Source organism: Streptomyces sp. NPDC044984, assembly GCF_040646935.1.
Classification (GTDB): Bacteria; Actinomycetota; Actinomycetes; order Streptomycetales; family Streptomycetaceae; genus Streptomyces.
The window spans coordinates 11,484-34,376 of record NZ_JBEZBE010000014.1 but is presented as its reverse complement, the minus strand read 5'-3'; the positions used below and the strand labels follow the sequence as shown (position 1 = coordinate 34,376).

General features: G+C 70.5%; 20 protein-coding genes, 1 tRNA gene and 1 pseudogene. 18 read left to right on the top strand and 4 right to left on the bottom strand.

Annotated elements, in window-relative coordinates; translation table 11 throughout:
- The first annotated feature begins 3 nt into the window (after window positions 1–3).
- Entirely contained in the window at window positions 4–1,236 is a 1,233-nt protein-coding gene (locus AB0A94_RS17110; RefSeq protein WP_361745046.1) for an HNH endonuclease, read from the top strand.
- 36 nt (window positions 1,237–1,272) lie between these two features.
- Here AB0A94_RS17110 and AB0A94_RS17105 read toward each other — a convergent pair whose 3' ends face one another.
- Together AB0A94_RS17105 and AB0A94_RS17100 are read right to left on the bottom strand one after the other, a co-directional pair.
- On the bottom strand, window positions 1,273–1,464 hold the full coding sequence (locus AB0A94_RS17105) for a hypothetical protein (RefSeq protein WP_361745044.1): 192 nt from the start codon (window positions 1,462–1,464) through the stop codon (window positions 1,273–1,275).
- Between the two features lie 11 nt (window positions 1,465–1,475).
- Window positions 1,476–2,327, bottom strand: coding sequence for a helix-turn-helix transcriptional regulator (locus AB0A94_RS17100; protein WP_361745042.1), 852 nt, complete (start codon window positions 2,325–2,327; stop codon window positions 1,476–1,478).
- 253 nt (window positions 2,328–2,580) lie between these two features.
- On the opposite strand from AB0A94_RS17100, the gene AB0A94_RS17095 reads away from it, so the two are divergent.
- The gene (locus AB0A94_RS17095; RefSeq protein WP_361745040.1) at window positions 2,581–2,994 is read left to right on the top strand and encodes an ATP-binding protein; all 414 of its coding nucleotides are present in this window, start codon (window positions 2,581–2,583) and stop codon (window positions 2,992–2,994) included.
- 912 nt (window positions 2,995–3,906) lie between these two features.
- Window positions 3,907–4,119 (top strand): annotated as a pseudogene (locus AB0A94_RS17090) (site-specific integrase); the annotation flags it as partial.
- Between the two features lie 105 nt (window positions 4,120–4,224).
- On the opposite strand, the gene AB0A94_RS17085 reads toward AB0A94_RS17090, so the two are convergent.
- Entirely contained in the window at window positions 4,225–4,626 is a 402-nt protein-coding gene (locus tag AB0A94_RS17085) for a hypothetical protein (protein ID WP_361745038.1), read from the bottom strand.
- A 541-nt stretch (window positions 4,627–5,167) separates the two neighbouring features.
- Window positions 5,168–5,239: transfer RNA gene (locus AB0A94_RS17080), tRNA-Arg, on the bottom strand.
- Window positions 5,240–5,415: 176 nt separating this feature from the next.
- Here AB0A94_RS17080 and AB0A94_RS17075 point away from each other — a divergent pair.
- The 15 genes from AB0A94_RS17075 to AB0A94_RS17005 all read left to right on the top strand — a co-directional run bounded on the left by AB0A94_RS17075 (window position 5,416) and on the right by AB0A94_RS17005 (window position 22,667).
- Entirely contained in the window at window positions 5,416–5,850 is a 435-nt protein-coding gene (locus AB0A94_RS17075; protein WP_361745036.1) for a response regulator, read from the top strand.
- A gap of 77 nt (window positions 5,851–5,927) precedes the next feature.
- On the top strand, window positions 5,928–6,899 hold the full coding sequence (gene nrtL / locus AB0A94_RS17070) for an ArgS-related anticodon-binding protein NrtL (protein ID WP_361745034.1): 972 nt from the start codon (window positions 5,928–5,930) through the stop codon (window positions 6,897–6,899).
- A gap of 15 nt (window positions 6,900–6,914) precedes the next feature.
- A complete protein-coding gene (gene lysA / locus AB0A94_RS17065; protein WP_361745032.1) occupies window positions 6,915–8,306 on the top strand; it encodes a diaminopimelate decarboxylase in 1,392 nt (463 codons plus the stop codon).
- A 155-nt stretch (window positions 8,307–8,461) separates the two neighbouring features.
- Window positions 8,462–9,754, top strand: coding sequence for a homoserine dehydrogenase (locus AB0A94_RS17060; protein ID WP_361745030.1), 1,293 nt, complete (start codon window positions 8,462–8,464; stop codon window positions 9,752–9,754).
- A 6-nt stretch (window positions 9,755–9,760) separates the two neighbouring features.
- A complete protein-coding gene (gene thrC, locus AB0A94_RS17055) occupies window positions 9,761–10,819 on the top strand; it encodes a threonine synthase (protein ID WP_142193146.1) in 1,059 nt (352 codons plus the stop codon).
- Window positions 10,820–11,171: 352 nt separating this feature from the next.
- A complete protein-coding gene (gene thrB / locus AB0A94_RS17050) occupies window positions 11,172–12,089 on the top strand; it encodes a homoserine kinase (RefSeq protein WP_361745028.1) in 918 nt (305 codons plus the stop codon).
- Window positions 12,090–12,491: 402 nt separating this feature from the next.
- On the top strand, window positions 12,492–14,561 hold the full coding sequence (rho, locus tag AB0A94_RS17045; RefSeq protein ID WP_361745026.1) for a transcription termination factor Rho: 2,070 nt from the start codon (window positions 12,492–12,494) through the stop codon (window positions 14,559–14,561).
- A gap of 326 nt (window positions 14,562–14,887) precedes the next feature.
- Entirely contained in the window at window positions 14,888–15,988 is a 1,101-nt protein-coding gene (locus tag AB0A94_RS17040) for an LCP family protein (RefSeq protein ID WP_361745024.1), read from the top strand.
- A 139-nt stretch (window positions 15,989–16,127) separates the two neighbouring features.
- Window positions 16,128–16,349, top strand: coding sequence for a 50S ribosomal protein L31 (rpmE, locus tag AB0A94_RS17035; protein ID WP_361745022.1), 222 nt, complete (start codon window positions 16,128–16,130; stop codon window positions 16,347–16,349).
- A gap of 106 nt (window positions 16,350–16,455) precedes the next feature.
- Window positions 16,456–17,532, top strand: coding sequence for a peptide chain release factor 1 (gene prfA, locus AB0A94_RS17030; RefSeq protein ID WP_361745020.1), 1,077 nt, complete (start codon window positions 16,456–16,458; stop codon window positions 17,530–17,532).
- A gap of 27 nt (window positions 17,533–17,559) precedes the next feature.
- Window positions 17,560–18,405, top strand: a complete 846-nt coding sequence (gene prmC, locus AB0A94_RS17025) for a peptide chain release factor N(5)-glutamine methyltransferase (protein ID WP_361745018.1) — start codon at window positions 17,560–17,562, stop codon at window positions 18,403–18,405.
- Window positions 18,406–18,458: 53 nt separating this feature from the next.
- Complete coding sequence (locus AB0A94_RS17020; protein WP_361745016.1) at window positions 18,459–19,106, top strand: L-threonylcarbamoyladenylate synthase; 648 nt, start codon at window positions 18,459–18,461, stop codon at window positions 19,104–19,106.
- On the top strand, window positions 19,103–19,780 hold the full coding sequence (locus AB0A94_RS17015; RefSeq protein ID WP_217131091.1) for a protein-tyrosine-phosphatase: 678 nt from the start codon (window positions 19,103–19,105) through the stop codon (window positions 19,778–19,780). Before AB0A94_RS17020 ends, AB0A94_RS17015 begins: the two co-directional genes overlap by 4 nt.
- Window positions 19,781–19,966: 186 nt before the next feature.
- Window positions 19,967–21,205: a serine hydroxymethyltransferase gene (gene glyA, locus AB0A94_RS17010; RefSeq protein WP_361745013.1), complete on the top strand. Its 1,239-nt coding sequence runs from the start codon at window positions 19,967–19,969 to the stop codon at window positions 21,203–21,205.
- A 139-nt stretch (window positions 21,206–21,344) separates the two neighbouring features.
- Window positions 21,345–22,667, top strand: a complete 1,323-nt coding sequence (locus AB0A94_RS17005) for an MraY family glycosyltransferase (RefSeq protein WP_361745011.1) — start codon at window positions 21,345–21,347, stop codon at window positions 22,665–22,667.
- Window positions 22,668–22,893: the final 226 nt, after the last annotated feature.

Below are 22,893 nucleotides of genomic sequence, written 5' to 3'. Positions count from 1 at the left end.
CATATGGGGCTTGGCGACATCAGGTACGAAGACGTCATCGCGGCGGCCGAGGAGTTCCGCAGTCTGGGCCGGGACAACTTCCTTCAGACGTACGGCTTCAGGCGAGCCAGATCGTACGAGCTGGTCCTGGACGGTCTTCGCTACGACTCGAAGGCCATCGCCGGTGTCGCCCATGGGTATGCCACGGGTGACTTCCTGACCTGGAGGGATTTCAGCGGCGGCGCGGCCACAGTGGCGCGACGCCTGGGCGAACTCGGCTTCGTGGTGGAAACCGGGGAGACACCCCGCGACCCTGCCACCCTGCTGGAACGTCTCCGCAAACTCAAGGTCTCCCGCAGCCCCGGTAACCCGGCACCCAGCCGTCACCAGCCGTTGAGCCTCCTGTGGGCGATATCCCGCGCAGCCGACGAGCGGCCCCGTCTGACCCCGTGGCCACAGTTCCGGGACGAGGTCGGCCCGCTTCTGGTCGAGTTCGGCCTTCCCAACGCGAAGGCCACGCCGGAGTACCCGTTCTGGCATCTCCGGGGCAGCGGACTGTGGGAGGTCCAGGGCATACCGGCCGAGTCGGCCGAGAAGATGCCGAAGACGAGCATCCTCGATGCGCACCACCCGCAGGCCGGCTTCACGGAGGAGACCGCCGGTCTCCTCCAGGACCCGGTGACCCGCCTCGACGCCATCGCCACGATCTGCGAGACGTATCTCGAGGACGTCGACCGCCAGGCCCTTTTCGAGCGAACAGGCCTGGACGGATACACCACAGCCGGCAGCCTGCCGAGCCCGTCGGAGGACGAGAGCGGCGGTGCCGACACGGACGACGAGCACGGACGGGCGACCGGCCCCGCCCCGCGCCGTGCCGCGACCCGCTCCGTCATCGTCCGCGACGAAGCCCTGGCCAGGAAGGTCAAGGAGCTCGAGGGCGACCGATGCCAGATCTGCGACACGGCGCTCCGCTACCTGAACCGCCCGTACAGTCAGGCCGCGCACATAAGAGGCCTGGGCAGACCCCACCACGGCCCCGACGAACTGCAGAACCTCCTGTGCCTGTGCGCCAACTGCCACGTCCTCTTCGACGGCTTGGAGATCTACGTCGACTCCGACGGCCTGGTCAGAGGGACGAGGGACGGCAGAGAACCCCGCCCCCTCCGCCGCGACCCCGGACATCCGGTGGACGAGGCGCACCTCGGCTATCACCGCGATCTGTGCAACCTCAACGCCCGTAAGCCCGCCGCCGACTGACCCGACCCAGGGCCGTGAACCGTGCCACTGCGGGCCCTACAGCAGGTGGTCGGCCTTACCGGCCTTGATGTCGGTGATGAGGATGCGCAGGGCTTCGAGGGAGTCGGTGAGAGGGCTCTCCTCCTGACCGGCGACAGCTATGTACCCGTTGCCGTCGGCATCGGTACCGAGACGGAAGCAGGAGCTGCCTTCGCCGCAGAACGGGGCTTCCCAGGTGATGACAGCCATGTGGCCACTCCTCATAGTTGGTGAGCGACCTCGCGGATGAAGTCGCGGGACCGCTCCGGGGACAGTGCCAGACCTTCCAACAAGTCGAGTTGGGCGCGGTATTTCGCGAGTTGGCCGTCGCTGTGGAGGAAGTCCGGGCCATGGGAGTTGTCGATCTGCACGGTGTCGAGCTGCCGCACAGGCCCCTCGGCGTAGACGACCGTCTGTCCCGCTCCTGGGAAGGCGCCGTGGTCGAAGGGAAGCACAAGCACGGTGACGTTGTCCCACTCGGAGACTTCCAGCAGGTACTTCAACTGCCCCCGGGCGACGTCCCGTCCTCCGAACTGCATCCGAAGCGCCGCTTCGTGGATCACGGCCACATACGGAACCGGATCGTCGCGGGTGATCACACTCTGGCGCTCTGAACGGTGGGCCAGACGGAGAGCGACCTCATGCTCGGGAAGTTGCGGGACGACGGCGCGGAAGATGGCCATGGCGTGCTCCGACGTCTGGAGCAGCCCCGGCACGTGCACGGTGTTCGCGCCCCGCAGACGTACCGCATAGGCCTCGGTTTCGGAGATGTCCAGTAAACCCTGGGGCAAGCTGCCCCGGTAGCGCTCCCACCATCCTGCCTGGCTCGGCTCCGCCATCTCGGCGAGGGCATCGACGTACGTCTCGTCGGTGCAGTCACAGTTGCAGGCCAGCGTGCGCAGCCGTTCGGCGCTGATGCCGCGCAGCCCGGACTCCATGTTGGAAATCCGGCTCCGGTCGACGCCGAGAAGCCCTGCGGCGTACTCCGCGGACATGCCGGCTGTGTTGCGCATCCTGCGCAATTCACTACCCAGGCGCTTCTGACGTTGAGTGAGGATCGTCCTCGGGGGCATGACGTTCCTTCCGTACGGTGCGGTGTCCGGATCAGTCCTATAAGCACAAGTTCACCGCATCGAGGCCATTACTTCGGACCACATGGCAAATATGGCCCCTCCTGCTCTACTGTCAGTATCGCGCAAGTTACACAAAGCGATGCCGGAAGTGCACCGCGCGAGCATGCCCGCCTGCCCTGGGCCGGGTGTGCCCGCGACCAGGGCGGTAGGCCACCGGCGACCTCAAACCCCTGACCCATCAGTGGAGTTCGTCATGCCCGAAATCCCCCTGGTCCCCGTCCACTGGCACTTCCCCGCCCACCCCGCCTCCGTACGGAGGGCCCGCCACGCCGTCGCCGAATCGCTGCCGCACGCCCTCCGCCCGTACCTAGGCGACGACCTGGGCCTGCTGACCTCCGAGCTGGTCACCAACGCCATCCGCCACGGGGCCTGCCGGGAGGACGAGGACCTCATCGAACTCGTGCTGTGGCCGGCCGACGGCCACTACTGGCTCGCCGTCTCCGACCCCGGCACCGGCAAGCCCGCACTGGCCCACCCGGACCCGACCTCCGAAACCGGCCGGGGCCTGCTCCTCGTCGACCACCTCGCCACCGCCTGGACCGTCCGCCCCCGCCCCACACGCGGCACATCCGTGGTCGCGGGCCTCTCTCTCCGCCAAGACGGCTGACCCGGCGGAGCGGTCGGCAGGACCGGTCGGACAGCACGCCCCTGCCCGTGCTGCCCGACCGGACACCGCCTCGGCCCTACCTTCCGGGCGCTGCGGAACTGGGGGCGGAGACCTCGACACAAGACGGCGGAACTAAGAGCAGCCGTGCGGCAAGCCCTCTTCACTGACCGGCCGACCGGCCGTCTCACCTGCGGCAACGCTTCAAGATCCCATCCACATACCCCGACATGCAACCGCTCCGAGCGGCACACACCTGCACATACATGAAGACTCCGCACGAGGCCGTGCAGGGCGGTCACGCACCTTCACCCACAGGATGCTGAAAACTTTTCCAAAACCTATTGACTCGGCACATAACCTGCTTAACCTGATTAATAAGCCATAACACCGAAAGAGTCGCAAAGTCGATCAGGACGTCTAGTCGGCGGAGTGACTTGGACAGGATGTGGTCTAGGCCCCCGGCAAGCCGGCGCGATACCGGAGTGACAGTGACGACTGAAGCTCCAGGACACGTGCAGCACTACCGGGGACTGTTTTTGCCCTCACAGCCTTCGCACGGTGAGTCGCGGTGCGAAGGCTGCGCCATGATCGCGAAGCCGCCCGTCTGATTCCCCTGCTACGGGCGGCTCGTGCCGTAGACGGGCAGAGATCGAGGTCGGTGGCGGCACACTGCAGGCGTCCTGGGGTGCCGGGTGTGACCACCACGTCACCATGCGTGCGCCCTTTTCAGGGTGTCCCGAGTATCAGGCCATCAGCTGTCCAGAGACCTTCCTGTTTCCTGGGGCTCACCTGCGGCGATGCCTCAAAATCCCGTCCACGGACCCCGGCCCGGCGGCTGCTGAGACGGTGCGGCGTAAGCGGGCCGTCCTCTTCAGCGCCCTGGCGTACGCGGTCGAGCTCCTTGGGGCTGTGCCGTACGACCTACGGCACGCCGCGCTCTCCTCATGGCTCAACGCCGGCGTGGACCCCGCCGAGGTTGCGGAGCGCGCGGGCAACAGTGTCGAGGTGCTGCTGACCCGGTATGCGAAGTGCCTCGACGGTCGCCAGGACGTCGCCAACCGCAGGATCGCCGAACTCCTCGGCGATGACGACGGCCAGGAGGACGGACACCCGGACGAGACATGATCTCGACCTATCTGGGCTGCACTCACAGGCATGATGGCCCCCGGCCCCCGGTCCGGGGGTCTTCGGTTTCGTAGACGGCAGCTGTGGATGAGTTGCTCGCGCCCATCACCTGTGGGTGCGGCGCCTGTAGTAGTGCACGGTTACCGCGCCGAGCAGCGGCCCCCAGGCCGCCATGGGCAGATAGCAGGCGGTCAGGAGCCAGTTGCCCCACGGCGTGATGTCCATTTCGGCGTGCAGGGTCGTCCAGACGAGAAGCACGCCGTAGACGCTGCAGGCGACTGCGCCGAATGCGGCCGGCACAACCGCGGCGAGGACCGGGACCGGACGGCCTCCGAGGTACGGCAGCCAACGCGGCCACACCTCACCCCACGGACGTACCAGCCCGAGTGTCAGCCAGGCCAAGCCCTCCTGGGCCAGCGACAGCAGGGGCAGCACCAGCAGGCCCCAGCCGGGTATGAGCATCGCGTCGTACTCGGACTGTCCCAGGCCGAGCGGTATACCCAGCACTGCGGCGAGACGCCACAGCGCCGACGGCAGAGATACCCAAACAACTGCTGCGGCCGCGCGTCTCGCCCAGCCCGGGACGCCGGGGACCGTCCGGCCTAGAGCGCGGCCGGGTAAGTGACCCTTGTTCGCGGGGCCGTTGGCGGAGAGGGAAGCAACGGTGGGCATGCGGCACGCTCCTCGATCAGCGATGTAGTGCGGCGCCCTTGATGCTTCCGCGGTGCCCTACCGCTTTCGTCCGGCCAGGGGATGCACTGCCTCCGTCGCAGGACGTAACCGCAGCGTTGCCGTATCAGCCTCGAGGCGTATACGTGGGCGCCGTCGCCCACTGCCGCGCGGACCCGCGTTGCCCACTCCCACCTACGTAGCCGTACCTCGGCGCTCTCTCGGTTCGACCGGCGGTTTCCTGCTCCGTGGCCAGTCCACGCATAGTCCACAGCGCCCGACATACGGCCGCTCCGAGCGGCATACGGCTGCACATACGCGAAGACCCCGGCCTCAGCGTTTCCGCTGGTGACGGGGTCTTGGACACACTTACACAGTGTGCCCCCGGCAGGATTCGAACCTGCGCACACGGCTCCGGAGGCCGTTGCTCTATCCCCTGAGCTACGGGGGCGTGTCACTCGCGCGGTGATCGCGGCGACGAGTAGAACACTACCAGTTCCCCGGGGGTGGTCATGAACCCGTTTACGGGGTCGGCCGGGGTCGGTCCGGAGTGCGGGGTGTCGCTCGTGCGGGGTGGAAGTGGGGAAACGCCGGACGCGGTGGCCGGGGGCGACCTACTCTCGAGTTGTGCCAGGCGCCTCGGGCCGGGTTCTTGTTGTGGACGACAACAAGGTCATCCGGCAGCTGATCAGGGTCAACCTCGAGCTGGAGGGCATCGAGGTCGTGACCGCGGCCGATGGTGCCGAGTGTCTGGAAGTCGTCCATCAGGTGCGGCCCGACCTCGTCACCCTCGACGTCGTCATGCCGCGGCTCGACGGGCTCCGGACGGCCGCCCGGTTGCGTACGGATCCTCGGACCAGTCACCTTCCGCTCGTCATCGTCAGTGCCTGCACCCAGTACGAGATCGAGAGCGGGCTCGACGTCGGGGTGGACGCGTTCCTCGCCAAGCCCTTCGAGCCCGAGGAGCTGGTCCGGATCGTTCGGCGGCTGATCCTGGGGCCACTCGGGCGCGTCCGTGAGGCAGGGGACGCCGAGCCCGCCGCCGGGCACGCGGGAGGGTGAGCCGGGGCCGTCCACATCTCGGGACCGCGGCCCAATGCATTCGTCCACCCACCCCCCTCCTCCCCTACGCTTGTCCCGTGACCCCCGTCGAGCTCTCCCGCACCGTGCTGCACGCGGTGCGCCGTGCCGTCGACGAGGGGGAGCTGAGGGTGGTGGCTCTGCCTGAGCGGGTTCGGGTCGCGCCTCCAGGACCCGGGGGGTGCGGGGACTACGCGACCAACGTCGCCCTCCAGCTCGCGCGGCCGGCCGGGCAGCCGGCCCAGCGTGTCGCCGAGATCCTCCGGCCCCGTCTTCTGAAGGCCCCTGGCATCAGCGAGGTCGTCGTCACCGGGCCCGGGTTCCTCAACATCAGCCTCGCCGGCGCCGGGACCGTCGGGCTCGTCCGCGAGATCCTGCGGCGCGGTTCCCGGTACGGGCACGGTGACGCCCTGAGCGGTCACACCGTCCGGCTGCGGCCGGCCCGTGAGGTGCGTGCCGTCGTCCAGGCCGAGGCCCTCGCCCGTGTGCTCCGGTCGCAGGGTGCCGTGGTGCACATCGACGACCACGACGGCATCGTCGTCCGGCCCGTCCCCGCGCCCGTCGATCCCTTCGTCCTCGGCCCCGATGCCGCCCGCTGGGCCCTGCTGTACCCGGCCCCGCACGACCGGCCCCGGATCGACGGTGAGCATCTGGTGCAGCGGGAGGGCAATCCGCTGTTCCGGATTCGGTACGCCCATGCCCGTACGCGAGCGCTTCTCCGTAACGCCGCCGATCTCCAATACCGCCCCGAGCCCGGTCCCGTGGCGGAGGTCCCGGCGCTGTTCCAGGCCCTCGCCGACCACCCCCGTGTCCTCGCGGCCGCCGCCACCCACCGTGCGCCCGACCGGCTCGCCCGGCATCTGGTCACCGTCGCCGATGCCGCGTCGCCCCTGCTTCCGGCCGTGCTGCCCCTCGGCGACGAGAAACCCTCGGCCGCCCACCGTGCCCGGCTCGCGCTCGCCGAAGCCGCCGGGGCGGTGCTGGCCGGCGGCCTGGCCCTGCTCGGCATCGACGCACCCGACCACCTCTGAGAGAGCACGCGAAAAATGAGCCGTTCCGCACACCCCGCCGGGCCCCGTCACGCCGACGTCCTCCCCGAGGGGCACTACTCCGCACCGCCCACCGACCTCAACGCCCTCGAGTCCAAGGTGTGGGCCGAGACCGTCACGCGTGACACGGACGGTGTGCTCACCGTCGGCGGGATCGACGTCAAGCGGCTCGCCGAGGAGTTCGGCACCCCCGCCTACTTCCTCGACGAGCGGGACTTCCGGGCCCGGGCGCGGGCCTGGCGCACCGCCTTCGGCGGCGACGCCGATGTGTTCTACGCCGGCAAGGCGTTCCTCTCCCGGGCCGTCGTGCGGTGGCTGGACGAAGAGGGACTGAATCTCGACGTGTGTTCCGGGGGTGAACTCGCCACCGCGCTCTCCGCCGGGATGCCCGCCGAGCGGATCGCCTTCCACGGCAACAACAAGTCCGTGGCGGAGATCCGGCGGGCCGTCGAGGCCGGGGTCGGGCGGATCGTGCTGGACTCGTTCCAGGAGATCGTCCGGGTCGCGCACATCGCGCAGGAGCTCGGCAGGCGGCAGCGGGTGCAGATCCGCGTCACCGTCGGTGTCGAGGCGCACACGCACGAGTTCATCGCCACCGCCCACGAGGACCAGAAGTTCGGGATCCCGCTGGCCGGCGGGCAGGCGGCGGAGGCCGTGCGGCGGGCCCTGAAGCTCGACGGGATCGAGCTCATCGGGATCCACTCGCACATCGGGTCGCAGATCTTCGACATGTCCGGGTTCGAGGTGGCCGCGCACCGGGTGGTCGGGCTGCTCAAGGACATCCGTGACGAGCACGGGGTGGAGCTGCCGGAGATCGACCTCGGGGGCGGGCTCGGCATCGCGTACACCGGTGACGACGACCCGCGTGAGCCGCACGAGATCGCCAAGGCGCTGACCGAGATCGTCACCCGGGAGTGCGAGGCCGCCCGGCTCGCCACGCCGCGCATCTCCGTGGAGCCGGGGCGCGCCGTCGTCGGGCCCACCGCCTTCACGCTCTACGAGGTCGGCACCATCAAGCCGCTCGACGGGCTGCGGACGTACGTCTCCGTGGACGGCGGGATGTCGGACAACATCCGGACCGCGCTGTACGACGCCGAGTACAGCGTCGTCCTGGCCTCCCGGGTGTCCGACGCCGAGCCGATGCTGTGCCGGGTCGTCGGCAAGCACTGCGAGAGCGGGGACATCGTGGTGAAGGACGCCTTCCTGCCGGGGGACCTGGCACCCGGTGACCTCATTGCCGTACCGGCGACGGGGGCGTACTGCCGGTCCATGGCCAGCAACTACAACCACGTGCTGCGTCCGCCCGTCGTCGCCGTCAGGGACGGCGAGGCGCGGGTGATCGTGCGGCGGGAGACGGAGGAGGACCTCCTCCGTCTCGACGTCGGATGAGTGACGACGAAGACCCTGATCGAATGACGGAAGATCTTCTGTCTTTTCGGTCATGAAAATGAAATAGATGTCTCACGATCCGGACCAAGGGAAGAAAGCCCCGTCCGGTGAGTGAGACTGGTGCAACCGAGACGGTAATCAGGAATCGAGGTCGGATGATGCGTACGCGTCCGCTGAAGGTGGCGCTGCTGGGCTGTGGAGTGGTCGGCTCAGAGGTGGCGCGCATCATGACGACGCACGCCGACGACCTCGCCGCCCGCATCGGGGCCCCGGTGGAGCTCGCCGGGGTCGCCGTGCGGCGGCCCGACAGGGTGCGCGAGGGCATCGACCCGGCCCTGGTCACCACCGACGCCACCGCGCTCGTCAAACGCGGCGACATCGACATCGTCGTGGAGGTCATCGGCGGGATCGAGCCCGCCCGCACGCTGATCACCACCGCCTTCGAGCACGGCGCGTCCGTCGTCTCCGCGAACAAGGCGCTGCTCGCCCAGGACGGCGCCGCGCTGCACGCCGCCGCCGAGGAGCACGGCAGGGACCTCTACTACGAGGCCGCCGTCGCCGGCGCCATCCCGCTGATCCGGCCGCTGCGCGAGTCCCTCGCCGGTGACAAGGTCAACCGGGTGCTCGGCATCGTCAACGGCACGACCAACTTCATCCTCGACAAGATGGACACCACCGGCGCGGGATACCAGGAGGCCCTCGACGAGGCCACCGCGCTCGGGTACGCCGAGGCCGACCCCACCGCCGACGTCGAGGGGTTCGACGCCGCCGCCAAGGCCGCCATCCTCGCCGGGATCGCCTTCCACACGCGGGTGCGCCTCGACGACGTCCACCGCGAGGGCATGACCGAGGTCACCGCCGCCGACTTCGCCTCCGCGAAGGAGATGGGCTGCACCATCAAGCTGCTCGCCATCTGCGAGCGGGCCGAGGACGGCGCGTCGGTCACCGCGCGGGTGCATCCGGCGATGATCCCGCTCAGCCACCCGCTCGCCTCCGTGCGCGGCGCCTACAACGCCGTGTTCGTCGAGTCGGACGCCTCCGGGCAGCTGATGTTCTACGGGCCCGGCGCGGGCGGTGCGCCGACCGCCTCCGCCGTGCTCGGGGACCTGGTCGCCGTGGGGCGCAACCGGATCGGCGGGACGACCGGTCCCGGCGAGTCCGCGTACGCCGCGCTGCCCGTCTCCCCGATGGGCGAGGTCGTCACGCGCTACCACATCAGCCTCGACGTGGCCGACAAACCGGGCGTTCTCGCCCAGGTCGCGACCGTGTTCGCCGAGCACGGTGTCTCGATCGACACGGTGCGCCAGCAGGGCAAGGACGGTGAGGCCTCCCTCGTCGTCGTCACGCACCGTGCGTCCGACGCGGCCCTCGGCGGGACCGTCGAGGCGTTGCGCAAGCTCGACACCGTGCGCGGTGTCGCCAGCATCATGCGGGTTGAAGGAGAGTAACCAGCAATGACCCACCAGTGGCGCGGAATCATCGAGGAGTACCGGGACCGGCTGCCGGTATCCGACACCACGCCGGTCGTGACGCTCCGCGAGGGCGGCACGCCGCTCGTGCCCGCGCAGGTGCTCTCCGAGCGCACGGGCTGCGAGGTGCACCTCAAGGTCGAGGGTGCGAACCCGACCGGGTCCTTCAAGGACCGGGGCATGACCATGGCCATCTCCAAGGCGAAGGAGGAGGGGGCCAAGGCCGTCATCTGCGCCTCCACCGGCAACACCTCCGCCTCCGCCGCCGCGTACGGGGTGCGGGCCGGGATGGTGTCCGCCGTCCTCGTGCCGCAGGGCAAGATCGCGCTCGGCAAGATGGGCCAGGCGCTGGTCCACGGGGCGAAGATCCTCCAGGTCGACGGCAACTTCGACGACTGCCTCACGCTGGCCCGCGCGCTGAGCGACAACTACCCGGTGGCGCTGGTCAATTCGGTCAATCCGGTACGGATAGAAGGCCAGAAGACGGCCGCCTTCGAGATCGTGGACATGCTGGGTGACGCGCCCGACATCCACGTCCTGCCGGTGGGCAACGCGGGCAACATCACCGCGTACTGGAAGGGGTACAAGGAGTACGCCGCCGACGGCGTCAGCACGAGGACGCCGCGCATGTGGGGCTTCCAGGCCTCCGGCAGCGCGCCGATCGTGCGCGGCGAGGTCGTCAAGGACCCGTCGACCATCGCCACCGCCATCCGCATCGGCAACCCCGCCTCCTGGGACTTCGCGCTCGCCGCGCGGGACGAGTCGGGCGGCGCCATCGACGAGGTGACGGACCGTGAGATCCTGCGCGCCTACCGGCTGTTGGCCTCGCAGGAGGGCGTCTTCGTCGAGCCCGCGTCCGCCGCGTCGGTCGCCGGTCTGCTGAAGGCCGCCGAGCAGGGCAAGGTCGACCCGGGACAGAAGATCGTGTGCACCGTCACCGGCAACGGTCTGAAGGACCCGGACTGGGCCGTCGCCGGCGCCCCGCAGCCGGTCACCGTCCCGGTGGACGCCGCGACCGCCGCCGAGCGGCTCGGCCTGGTCTAGCAGGGGCAGCCGGACGCGACCGGGCCCGCACGGCGGGCGTAAGGGCGCGTCCACCTGGGGAAGTTCCCTACAGTGGGTGCACAGGGGGCTTACGACACGCATCGTGCGCCTCCTGTGCGCCCTATGTCGCCACTGAACCTTCCTTCGATAGGCTGTACCGAACCCGCCCGCCGCATATGCCGCGGTATCGCGGCGTCTCCGTGGTCCGGAAAGCGGCCCGGAGCGGCCCGGAAAGCGGCCGGCCACCCCGGTCGGCGGCGATCCCGGGGGGTTTCGTACGCCCTCCCCTGTCCCTCGTACGTCCATCGAATGTCATTCGACAGTCACGCAGCTCAAGGAGAGTCTTCGAGCGATGGCCGGTCCCGCGTTCCGCGCCGCCGCCGTCCGGGTGCGCGTCCCCGCCACCAGCGCCAACCTCGGCCCGGGCTTCGACGCCCTCGGCCTCGCGCTGGGGCTCTACGACGACGTGGTCGTCCGGGTGGCCGACTCCGGGCTGCACATCGACATCGCCGGTGAGGGCGGCGAGACCCTCCCGCGCGACGAGAGCCACCTGCTCGTACGCTCCCTGCGCACCGCCTTCGACCTGCTCGGCGGACAGCCGCGCGGCCTGGAGATCGTCTGCGCCAACCGCATTCCGCACGGCCGGGGCCTCGGCTCCTCCTCCGCCGCCATCTGCGCCGGCATCGTCGCCGCCCGCGCCGTGACCATAGGCGGCGAGGCCAGGCTCGACGACACCGCGCTCCTCGAACTCGCCACCGAGATCGAGGGCCACCCCGACAACGTCGCGGCCTGTCTGCTGGGCGGTTTCACCCTGTCCTGGATGGAGGGCGGCGCGGCCCGGGCGATCAGGATGGAGCCCGCCGATTCCATCGTTCCGGTGGTTTTCGTGCCCGGGAAGCCGGTCCTCACCGAGACCGCGCGCGGTCTGCTCCCGCGCACCGTGCCGCACGTCGACGCCGCCGCCAACGCGGGCCGTGCCGCCCTGCTCGTCGAGGCCCTGACCAGGCGCCCCGAGCTGCTGCTGCCCGCCACCGAGGACCGACTGCACCAGGAGTACCGCGCCCCGGCCATGCCCGAGAGCGCCGCCCTGGTGGAGCGGCTGCGGGGAGACGGGATCCCCGCGGTGATCTCCGGTGCCGGACCCACGGTCATGGCGCTGGCCGACGCGGACAGCGCCGACAAGGTCGAAGCACTGGCCGGCACCGACTGGGCCGCCAATCGGCTCGGTCTCGACGTGCAGGGCGCGAGCGTGCTCCCGCTCGCCACCTGACACACGGTTGCCGGATTTCGAGAGGGGGAATGTTTGTTGGATCCGGTAGTGTTAATCTCAAGTCTGCACCCGACCCCACCATGGCGAGGTGCCTCGTGTCCCCGTCCGGGACAGACATTCTTCCGGGAGCCCCCCAAGTCGCACTGTGTTCTCTGCTACGTACGCGGGCAGTACGTCGCACGCGGACACTGAGCGGCCCGCAGGGCAGGCTTCGGAACCGGTGCGACCACGCCACGTGACACTGGATGCCACGGCTCGGGGAAGCGCCATCACCAGATATCTCTTCCGCCGCTCAGGCGGACAACCGCCCCGGCACGGTTCACACAGCAAGGACCGATGCCGGACAGCACAACCGGTCGCCGAGCCAGACAGGCCGACGTCCGCTCCAGGGAAGGACCCTTCGTGAGCGACACCACCGATCTGATGGGCGCACGTGTCGAGGAGACCGCTGCCGCGCCCGCCACGGACGCTTCCGCGCCTGCCACCGGTGCCGGCTCCCGGCGGCGCCGCGGTACCGGCCTCGAGGGCATGGTGCTGGCCGAGCTGCAGCAGGTCGCGTCCGGCCTCGGGATCAGGGGCACCGCGCGCATGCGCAAGAGCCAGCTGATCGAGGTCATCAAGGAGGCGCAGGCCGCCGGAGGCGCCCCCGCCCCGGCCAAGGCCGAGTCCGCCGAGACCAAGCCCAAGCGCCGCGCCACCTCCCGGACCCGTACGGGCGAGGCCGCCGAGAAGAAGGCCGACGCCAAGGCCGAGCAGGCCCCCGCCGAGAAGGCCACGGCCCAGCAGCAGATCGAGATCCCGGGCCAGCCCTCCCCGAAGGCCTCGGCCGAGTCGGCCGAGGAGGCCGCCCCCGCCGAGCGCCGCCGCCGTCGCGCCACCGCCGAGGCGGGCGCCCCGGCCGCCGCCGCGACCGAGACGGTCACCGCCGAGGCGAAGGCCGAGGCCCCGGCCCAGCAGCAGGGTGACGCCAAGGCCGACCACGACGGCGGCGAGGGCCGCCGCCGCGACCGCCGTGAGCGCGGCCGCGACCGTGACCGCGGCGAGCGCGGTGACCGTGGCGAGCGCGGTGACCGTGGCGAGCGCGGTGACCGTGGCGAGCGCGGTGACCGCGGTGACCGCGGTGACCGCGGTGACCGTCGCCACAAGGGTGACGACCAGCAGCAGAACCAGGGTGGCCAGGGCCGCCAGCAGAACCAGCAGGGTGGCGGCGGCCGTCAGGACGACGGTTACGACGACGAGGGCGGCCGGCGTGGCCGTCGAGGCCGCTACCGCGACCGCCGTGGCCGCCGCGGCCGCGACGACATGGCCTCCGAGCCGCAGATCACCGACGACGACGTCCTGATCCCGGTCGCGGGCATCCTCGACATCCTCGACAACTACGCGTTCATCCGGACCTCCGGCTACCTGCCCGGCCCGAACGACGTGTACGTCTCCCTCGCCCAGGTCCGCAAGAACGGCCTGCGCAAGGGCGACCACCTCACCGGTGCCGTGCGCCAGCCCAAGGAGGGCGAGCGCCGCGAGAAGTTCAACGCGCTGGTGCGCCTGGACTCCGTCAACGGCATGGCGCCCGAACACGGGCGCGGCCGCCCGGAGTTCAACAAGCTCACCCCGCTGTACCCGCAGGACCGCCTCCGCCTGGAGACGGACCCCGGCGTCCTCACCACCCGCATCATCGACCTCGTCGCGCCCATCGGTAAGGGCCAGCGCGGTCTGATCGTGGCCCCGCCGAAGACCGGCAAGACCATGATCATGCAGGCGATCGCCAACGCGATCACCCACAACAACCCCGAGTGCCACCTGATGGTCGTCCTGGTCGACGAGCGTCCGGAAGAGGTCACCGACATGCAGCGGTCGGTCAAGGGCGAGGTCATCTCCTCGACCTTCGACCGCCCGGCCGAGGACCACACCACGGTCGCCGAGCTCGCCATCGAGCGCGCCAAGCGCCTGGTGGAGCTGGGTCACGACGTCGTCGTACTGCTCGACTCGATCACGCGTCTGGGCCGTGCGTACAACCTCGCCGCCCCGGCCTCCGGCCGCATCCTGTCCGGTGGTGTCGACTCGACCGCCCTGTACCCGCCGAAGCGCTTCTTCGGCGCGGCCCGCAACATCGAGGACGGCGGCTCGCTGACCATCCTCGCCACCGCCCTGGTGGACACCGGGTCCCGCATGGACGAGGTCATCTTCGAGGAGTTCAAGGGCACCGGCAACGCGGAGCTCAAGCTCGACCGGAAGCTCGCCGACAAGCGCATCTTCCCCGCGGTGGACGTCGACGCGTCCGGCACCCGCAAGGAGGAGATCCTGCTCGCCAGCGACGAGCTCGCCATCGTCTGGAAGCTGCGCCGGGTGCTGCACGCCCTCGACCAGCAGCAGGCGGTCGAACTGCTCCTCGACAAGATGAAGCAGACCAAGTCGAACGCCGAGTTCCTGATGCAGATCCAGAAGACGACGCCGACGCCGGGCAACGGCGACTGACGTCGCGCCTTCCGCCGAAAGGGCCGCTCCCGCCGGGGAGCGGCCCTTTCGCGTGCGGCGAGAGCTTCGCCACAGCGACGTCCGCCGGGCCCGGGAGCGAGCAGTACGCTCCCTCCGGCCGACGCGCAGGTCGGCGGGGCGTTCGCCGGTTCCGTGCGGAACCCCTTCCGCCCGGTCGCGCACAGGCCCGGCACAGCTCGCCGTGCCACCCTGTCCCGCGTTCCCCGTCCGCCCCGACGGCGGGACGACGGGTGTCGTACGGCTGTGAAGGCCGGGTCTGACACCGGGTGCAGGGGGTAACCGACCGAGGACGAGCCGAGGAGCACATGTCTGCCGAGAGCACACCGGGCCGCCGGGGCGAGGAGCGTCGGCGCACCACGCGTGACAAGCGACGCACGGGCCTGAAGGCCGCGGCCTGGATCGCCGCCGGCATCGTCGTCCTCGGCGGCACCGGCGCCGGATACCTGTACTTCGAGCTCAACGGCAACATCGAGAGCGTCGACATCGACCAGGCCCTCGGCACCGACCGGCCGGAGAAGGCCGACAACGGCTCCGAGAACATCCTCGTCCTCGGCTCCGACACCCGCTCCGGCGGCAACGAGAAGCTGGGCGGCGGCACCGACGACGGAACGGCCCGCTCCGACACGGCGATGATCGTGCACGTCCACGAGGGCCACAAGAAGGCGAGCGTGGTCTCCCTCCCGCGCGACACCGTCGTCGACCGCCCCGAGTGCACCGACGCCGACGGCGGCACCCACCCCGCGGCGAGCGGCGTGATGTTCAACTCCGCCTACGCCACCGGCGGGGCGGCCTGCGCGGTGAAGACCGTCGAGTCGATCACCGACCTGCGCATGGACCACTACCTGGAGGTCGACTTCACCGGCTTCCGGAAGCTGATCGACGAACTCGGCGGCGTCGAGGTCACCACCGGCGAGGACATCGACGACCCCGACAGCCATCTGGAACTCGAGGCAGGCACCCACCGGCTCGACGGCGAACAGGCCCTCGGCCTGGTACGCACCCGGCACGGCGTCGGCGACGGCTCCGACCTCGGCCGCATCCAGCTCCAGCAGGCCTTCGTCAAGGCCCTGGCGCGGCAGGTCGGGGAGGTCGGCGTCCTCACCGACCCCAAGAAGCTGTACGGCCTCGCCGACGCCGCCACCCGGGCCGTCACCACCGACTCCGGCCTGGGCTCGCTGAACTCCCTGATGTCGTTCGCCGACGGCCTGAAGGACATCGACCCCGCCGACCTGCACATGATCACCATGCCGGTGATCTACGACCCGGCGAACGGCAACCGGGTCCTGGTGCAGGAAACCAAGGCCCGGCAGGTCTGGGCCGCCCTGAAGAACGACAGGCCGATCCCCGGGAGCGCCACCGAGAACACGGCCACGGGTGAGGCGAGGGACGTCGTGAACGCCCCTTGAGGGGCGGCGGGGAACAAACAACGGCAGCCCCCGGTTTTGGGAGAGGACACCAGTCCTGGCAAACTGGTGAGTCGGCCCCGGTTCACGCTCCCGCACCCCGCGGAGGCGACCCGGCGCCCTCCCGAACCTAGGAGACACCTTGAAGCGCGACATCCACCCCGAGTACGTCGAGACGCAGGTCAGCTGCACCTGCGGCGCGTCGTTCACCACCCGTAGCACGATCGGCAGCGGTGCCATCCGCGCCGAGGTCTGCTCCGAGTGCCACCCGTTCTACACGGGCAAGCAGAAGATCCTCGACACCGGTGGCCGTGTGGCCCGCTTCGAGGCCCGCTTCGGCAAGGCCGCCGGCTCCAAGAAGTAGCGAGCTCCATTCCGCCGGTCCACGGCCGCGCCCCCGCCCGGGGGCAGGCCGGGACCGGCGTTTTTGGTCGCCCGCCCCTTCACCCACGTACCAGCAGGAGCCCAAGATGTTCGAGGCAGTCGAGGAACTCGTCGCCGAGCACGCCGACCTGGAGAAGAAGCTCGCCGACCCGTCGGTCCACGCCGACCAGGCCAACGCGCGCAAGCTGAACAAGCGCTACGCCGAGCTCACCCCGATCATCGCCACGTACCGCTCCTGGAAGCAGACGGGCGACGACATCGAGACCGCGCGCGAACTGGCCGCCGACGACCCCGACTTCGCCGCCGAGGTCAAGGACCTGGAGAAGCAGCGCGAGGAGCTCACCGAGAAGCTCCGCCTGCTCCTCGTCCCGCGCGACCCCAGCGACGACAAGGACGTCATCCTCGAGATCAAGGCGGGCGCGGGCGGCGACGAGTCCGCCCTGTTCGCCGGCGACCTGCTGCGCATGTACCTGCGCTACGCCGAGCGCGTCGGCTGGAAGACCGAGATCATCGACGCCACCGAGTCCGAGCTGGGCGGTTACAAGGACGTCCAGGTCGCCGTGAAGACCAAGGGCGGCCAGGGCGCCACCGAGCCCGGCCAGGGCGTGTGGGCGCGGCTGAAGTACGAGGGCGGCGTGCACCGCGTGCAGCGGGTGCCGGCCACCGAGTCGCAGGGCCGCATCCACACCTCCGCGGCGGGTGTCCTGGTGACCCCCGAGGCGGAGGAGGTCGACGTCGAGATCAACCCGAACGACCTGCGCATCGACGTCTACCGGTCCTCAGGCCCCGGCGGGCAGTCCGTCAACACCACCGACTCCGCCGTGCGCATCACGCACCTGCCGACCGGGGTCGTCGCCTCCTGCCAGAACGAGAAGAGCCAGCTGCAGAACAAGGAGCAGGCCCTGCGCATCCTGCGCTCCAGGCTCCTCGCGGCGGCGCAGGAGGAGGCGGAGCGGGAGGCCGCCGACGCACGCCGCAGCCAGGTCCGCACCGTCGACCGCTCCGAGAAGATCCGCACGTACAACTTCCCGGAGAACCGCATCTCGGACCACCGCGTCGGCTTCAAGGCGTACAACCTCGACCAGGTCCTGGACGGCGACCTCGCCGCGGTGATCCAGGCCTGCGTCGACGCCGACTCGGCCGCCAAGCTCGCCGCCGCGTAAATCCCGTAGACAGCCCGGAGGACCGTCGTGAACCTGCTGCTCGCCGAGGTGGCCCAGGCCACCCAGCGGCTCGCCGACGCCGGCGTGCCCTCGCCGCGCACCGACGCGGAGGAGCTCGCCGCGTTCGTGCACGGCGTCAAGCGCGGCGAGCTGCACCACGTGAAGGACTCCGACTTCGACGCCCGGTACTGGGAGGTCATCGCCCGCCGCGAGGCCCGCGAGCCGCTCCAGCACATCACCGGGCGCGCGTACTTCCGCTACCTGGAGCTCCAGGTCGGGCCGGGGGTGTTCGTGCCGCGCCCCGAGACCGAGTCGGTGGTCGGCTGGGCGATAGACGCCGTCCGCGCGATGGACGTCGTCGAACCGTGCATCGTCGACCTGTGCACCGGCTCCGGTGCCATCGCGCTGGCGCTGGCCCAGGAGGTGCCGCGCTCGCGCGTGTACGCCGTGGAGCTGTCCGAGGACGCCCTGACGTGGACCCGCAAGAACATGGAGGGGTCACGGGTCGAGCTGCGCCAGGGAGACGCGCTGACGGCCTTCCCCGACCTCGACGGCCAGGTCGACCTGGTCGTCTCCAATCCGCCGTACATCCCGCTCACCGAGTGGGAGTACGTCGCCCCGGAGGCCCGCGACTACGATCCCGACCTGGCCCTGTTCTCCGGTGAGGACGGGCTCGACCTGATCCGCGGCCTGGAGCGCACCGCGCACCGGCTGCTGCGGCCCGGCGGGGTGGTCGTCGTCGAGCACGCCGACACCCAGGGCGGACAGGTGCCGTGGATCTTCGCCGAGGACCGCGGCTGGACCGACGCGGCCGACCACCCCGACCTGAACAACCGCCCCCGGTTCGCCACCGCCCGCAAGGCGCTGCCGTGAGCGTCCCGCATACTTCATCCCCCCAGCAGCACCCGTACGAGGAGGCCCGCTAGATGGCTCGCCGATACGACACCAACGACGCGACCGACCGCGCGACCGGTCTGCGCGAGGCCGCCTCCGCCGTCCGCCGGGGCGAGCTCGTGGTGCTGCCCACGGACACCGTGTACGGGATCGGCGCCGACGCGTTCACCTCGGAGGCCGTCGCCGATCTGCTGGAGGCCAAGGGCCGGGGCCGCAACATGCCCACGCCCGTCCTCATCGGCTCCCCGAACACCCTGCACGGCCTGGTCACCGACTTCTCCGAGATGGCCTGGGAGCTGGTCGACGCGTTCTGGCCGGGCGCGCTGACGCTGGTCGCCCGGCACCAGCCGTCGCTCCAGTGGGACCTCGGGGACACCCGGGGCACGGTCGCCGTGCGGATGCCGCTGCACCCGGTCGCCATCGAGCTGCTCACCGAGGTCGGGCCCATGGCCGTGTCCTCGGCGAACCTGACCGGCCACCCGGCGCCGGAGAACTGCGACGCCGCGCAGGAGATGCTCGGCGACTCCGTCTCCGTGTACCTGGACGGCGGTCCGACGCCCGGCAACGTGCCCTCCTCGATCGTCGACGTCACCCGGCCCGTGCCGGTGCTGCTGCGCGAGGGCGCGCTCTCGCCGGAGGAGCTGCGCAAGGTGGTACCCGACCTCGAGGTGGCGAATTGACGGCCCCCGAGTCGGGGCGTGGCATAGGCAACGGGGAATCCAGCGCGGAGATCACGACCACCTTCGGGTTTCCGCGCGACACCTTCCGCATCCTCCACGTCAGTACCGGAAACGTGTGCCGCTCGCCCATCACCGAGCGGCTGACCCGGCATTTCGTGAGCCAGCGGCTGGGGATCCTGGGCGGCGGGCTGATCGTGGAGAGCGCGGGCACCTGGGGGCACGAGGGCGCGCCCATGGAGGCCAACGCGGAGGCCGTGCTGGCGGAGTTCGGGGCGGACGCGTCGGGGTTCGTGGGGCGTGAGCTGCTGGACGAGCACGTGATCCGGGCGGACCTGGTGCTGACGGCCACGCGGGACCACCGGGCGCAGGTCATCTCCATGGGGCACTCGGCGGGGCTGCGGACGTTCACGCTGAAGGAGTTCACGCGGCTGGTCGACGCCATCGACCCGGCGACGCTGCCGCCGCTGGACGAGGGGCTGGTCATGCGCGCCCGGGCGCTGGTGCGGGCTGCCGCGGCTCTACGCGGGTGGCTCCTGGCGCCGACGGCCGAGGCGGACGAGGTGTACGACCCGTACGGGGCGCCGCTGACGTTCTTCCGGTCCATCGGGGACGAGATATTCGAGGCGCTGGATCCGGTGGTGACGGCGTTGACCGGGGTTCCCGCGCGGGCGTAGGTGTCCTGCTGCGGGGGTGGGTTTCAGGGCCTCCGGCGTTGTTCCGCTGTGCCCACCCTCCCCCATTGCCCGAAGGGCACGGGAGGTACCCCCATCGCCCTGCGGAACGACTGCCCACAGCGAGGCGGGGTGGGATGGGTGTAGCAGCGGGGGCGTTTTCGGGGTGTGCGGCCTACATTGGGCGTTATGACGGTCGGGCATGCCCTTGAGGCCGATGTGGTGCGGCGGCAGGATCCCGAGCTCGCCGATGTGCTGCTCGCGGAACGCGAGCGGCAGTCGAGCACGCTCCAGCTGATCGCCGCCGAGAACTTCATGTCGCCGGCGGTGCTGACCGCCCTCGGCTCACCGCTGGCCAACAAGTACGCCGAGGGATACCCCGGCAACCGCCACCACGGCGGCTGCGAGGTCGTCGACGTCGCCGAGCGCCTCGCCGTGGAGCGGGCCACGGCGCTGTTCGGCGCCGAGCACGCCAACGTGCAGGCGCACTCCGGCTCGTCCGCCGTGCTCGCCGCGTACGCCGTCCTGCTGCGCCCCGGCGACACCGTCCTCGCCCTCGGCCTGCCCTACGGCGGACACCTCACCCACGGCTCGCCCGCCAACTTCTCCGGCCGCTGGTTCGACTTCGTCGGCTACGGCGTGGACGCGGAGAGCGGGCTCATCGACCACGACCAGGTCCGCGCCCTGGCCCGCGGCCACCGCCCCAAGGCGATCGTCTGCGGTTCCACCGCCTATCCGCGCCACGTCGACTACGCCTTCTTCCGCGAGGTCGCCGACGAGGTCGGCGCCTACCTCGTCGCGGACGCGGCGCACCCCATCGGCCTGGTCGCCGGGGGAGTGGCGCCCAGCCCGGTGCCGTACGCGGACATCGTGTGCGCGACGACCCACAAGGTGCTGCGGGGGCCGCGCGGCGGGATGATCCTGTGCGGCGGCGAGCTGGCCGAGCGCGTCGACCGTGCCGTCTTCCCCTTCACCCAGGGCGGCGCCCAGATGAACACCGTCGCGGCCAAGGCCGTCGCGTTCGGGGAGGCGGCGACGCCGGCGTTCGCCGCGTACGCGCACCAGGTGGTCGCCAACGCGCGGGCGCTGGCCGCCGCGCTGGCCGCCGAGGGGCTGGTGGTCACCACCGGCGGTACGGACACCCACCTGATCACCGCCGACCCTGAGCCGCTCGGCGTCGACGGACGCACCGCGCGCGGCCGGCTCGCGGCGGCCGGGCTCGTCCTGGACTGCTGTGCGCTTCCGCACGACGACGGCCGCGGGCTGCGCATGGGCACGGCGGCGGTGACCACGCAGGGCATGGGAGCGAGGGAGATGACGTTCGTCGCGGGGCTGCTGGCGAGTGTCCTGCGGGGCGGCACCGAGCCCGCGCGGGCCCGGGAGGACGTACGGGAACTGGCCGCGGCGTTCCCGCCGTACCCCCGCTGAACGGACCGGTTTCCGGGGTCGGCGTCACGGACGCACAGTCGCGCGTGCAACCATCGTCGCTACCCGGAAGTCCCCACTCATATGCGCGCCTCGCTAGGGTGTGGGGCTGTGATGGCCAGCGAGACCTGTGGGGAAGCCCGTGCGTGAATACCTGCTGACGCTCTGCATCACGGCCGCGGTGACGTACCTGCTGACAGGGCCGGTGCGGAAGTTCGCGATCGTGGCCGGGGCGATGCCGGAGATCCGGGCACGTGACGTGCACCGGGAACCCACTCCGCGGCTCGGCGGTATCGCCATGTTCTTCGGCCTGTGCGCGGGCCTGCTGGCCGCCGGCCACCTCACCAACCTCGGCCAGCTCTTCGAGAGGTCCAACGAGCCCCGGGCGCTGCTCTCCGGGGCGGCGCTGATCTGGCTGATCGGTGTGCTGGACGACAAGTTCGAGATCGACGCCCTGATCAAGCTGGGCGGCCAGATGATCGCCGCCGGTGTGATGGTCATGCAGGGTCTGACGATCCTGTGGCTGCCGGTCCCGGGCGTCGGCACGGTCGCGCTCACCCAGTGGCAGGGCACCCTGCTCACGGTGGCGCTGGTCGTCATCACCATCAACGCGGTCAACTTCGTGGACGGCCTCGACGGCCTCGCCGCCGGCATGGTGTGCATCGCGGCGGCCGCGTTCTTCATGTACGCCTACCGCATCTGGTACTCGTACGGCATCGAGGCCGCCGCCCCCGCGACGCTGTTCGCGGCCATCCTGATGGGCATGTGCCTGGGCTTCCTGCCGCACAACATGCACCCCGCGCGGATCTTCATGGGTGACTCGGGCTCGATGCTGATCGGTCTGGTCCTGGCGGCGGGCGCGATCTCCATCACGGGACAGGTCGACCCGGACAGCCTGTTCGGCGGGTCCGAGCGCAGCACGGTGCACCAGATGGTGCCGGTCTACATCCCGCTGGTGATGCCGCTGACGATCATCGCGATCCCGGCCGCCGACCTGATCCTGGCGATCGTGCGGCGCACCTGGCGCGGCCAGTCGCCGTTCGCGGCGGACCGGGGCCATCTGCACCACCGGCTGCTGGAGATCGGCCACTCGCACAGCCGGGCCGTGCTGATCATGTACTTCTGGTCGGCGCTGATCGCCTTCGGTGCGCTGGCCTACTCCGTGAACTCGGCGTCGATGTGGATCGTGCTGGGCGTCGTCGTCCTCTCCACGCTCGGCCTCGTCCTGCTCCTGCTGCCCCGCTTCACCCCGCGCGCCCCGCGCTGGGCGGAGGCCTTCGTGCCCCCGCGCTACCGCCGTCGCCGCCGGACCGCCCCGGCCACCGCCCCGGACGCGTCGACCCCGGCGGACCCGGAGTCCGCCGACGACCACCGCACCCCGGTCGCCGCGGGTGTCTCCGGTGTCAACGGCGCGACCGCCGTCGGCCCTCGCGCACACCTGGCCGACCGATCACGGTCAAGGTAAGAATCCGACTAGAGCATTGCCAAGTCGTGGGGCTCCTATGGGGCATCGTTGGGTGTGCGAACCGCCCCAATATCAGACAAAGGGGCAAGGTTCTCGCTCGGACGCGCAGATTCACTCTCATGTGTGACGGTGAGCACGCCAGACAGGTAAAGACTGCATCAAATAGTTTGTGATACCGTTCACGAGAACCCCGGAGAGAGCCAAGGAACCGTAGTGCGACGGTTCA

What these genes read in the sequence shown, in the direction of transcription:
- AB0A94_RS17020 (WP_361745016.1), top strand. Translation starts at nt 18,459, where the DNA reads ATGGCTCGCCGATACGACACCAACGACGCGACCGACCGCGCGACCGGT.
- AB0A94_RS17110 (WP_361745046.1), top strand. Translation starts at nt 4, where the DNA reads ATGGGGCTTGGCGACATCAGGTACGAAGACGTCATCGCGGCGGCCGAG.
- AB0A94_RS17060 (WP_361745030.1), top strand. Translation starts at nt 8,462, where the DNA reads ATGATGCGTACGCGTCCGCTGAAGGTGGCGCTGCTGGGCTGTGGAGTG.
- thrB (WP_361745028.1), top strand. Translation starts at nt 11,172, where the DNA reads ATGGCCGGTCCCGCGTTCCGCGCCGCCGCCGTCCGGGTGCGCGTCCCC.
- glyA (WP_361745013.1), top strand. Translation starts at nt 19,967, where the DNA reads ATGACGGTCGGGCATGCCCTTGAGGCCGATGTGGTGCGGCGGCAGGAT.
- prfA (WP_361745020.1), top strand. Translation starts at nt 16,456, where the DNA reads ATGTTCGAGGCAGTCGAGGAACTCGTCGCCGAGCACGCCGACCTGGAG.
- AB0A94_RS17040 (WP_361745024.1), top strand. Translation starts at nt 14,888, where the DNA reads ATGTCTGCCGAGAGCACACCGGGCCGCCGGGGCGAGGAGCGTCGGCGC.
- lysA (WP_361745032.1), top strand. Translation starts at nt 6,915, where the DNA reads ATGAGCCGTTCCGCACACCCCGCCGGGCCCCGTCACGCCGACGTCCTC.
- AB0A94_RS17095 (WP_361745040.1), top strand. Translation starts at nt 2,581, where the DNA reads ATGCCCGAAATCCCCCTGGTCCCCGTCCACTGGCACTTCCCCGCCCAC.
- AB0A94_RS17100 (WP_361745042.1), bottom strand. Translation starts at nt 2,327, where the DNA reads ATGCCCCCGAGGACGATCCTCACTCAACGTCAGAAGCGCCTGGGTAGT.
- AB0A94_RS17105 (WP_361745044.1), bottom strand. Translation starts at nt 1,464, where the DNA reads ATGGCTGTCATCACCTGGGAAGCCCCGTTCTGCGGCGAAGGCAGCTCC.
- thrC (WP_142193146.1), top strand. Translation starts at nt 9,761, where the DNA reads ATGACCCACCAGTGGCGCGGAATCATCGAGGAGTACCGGGACCGGCTG.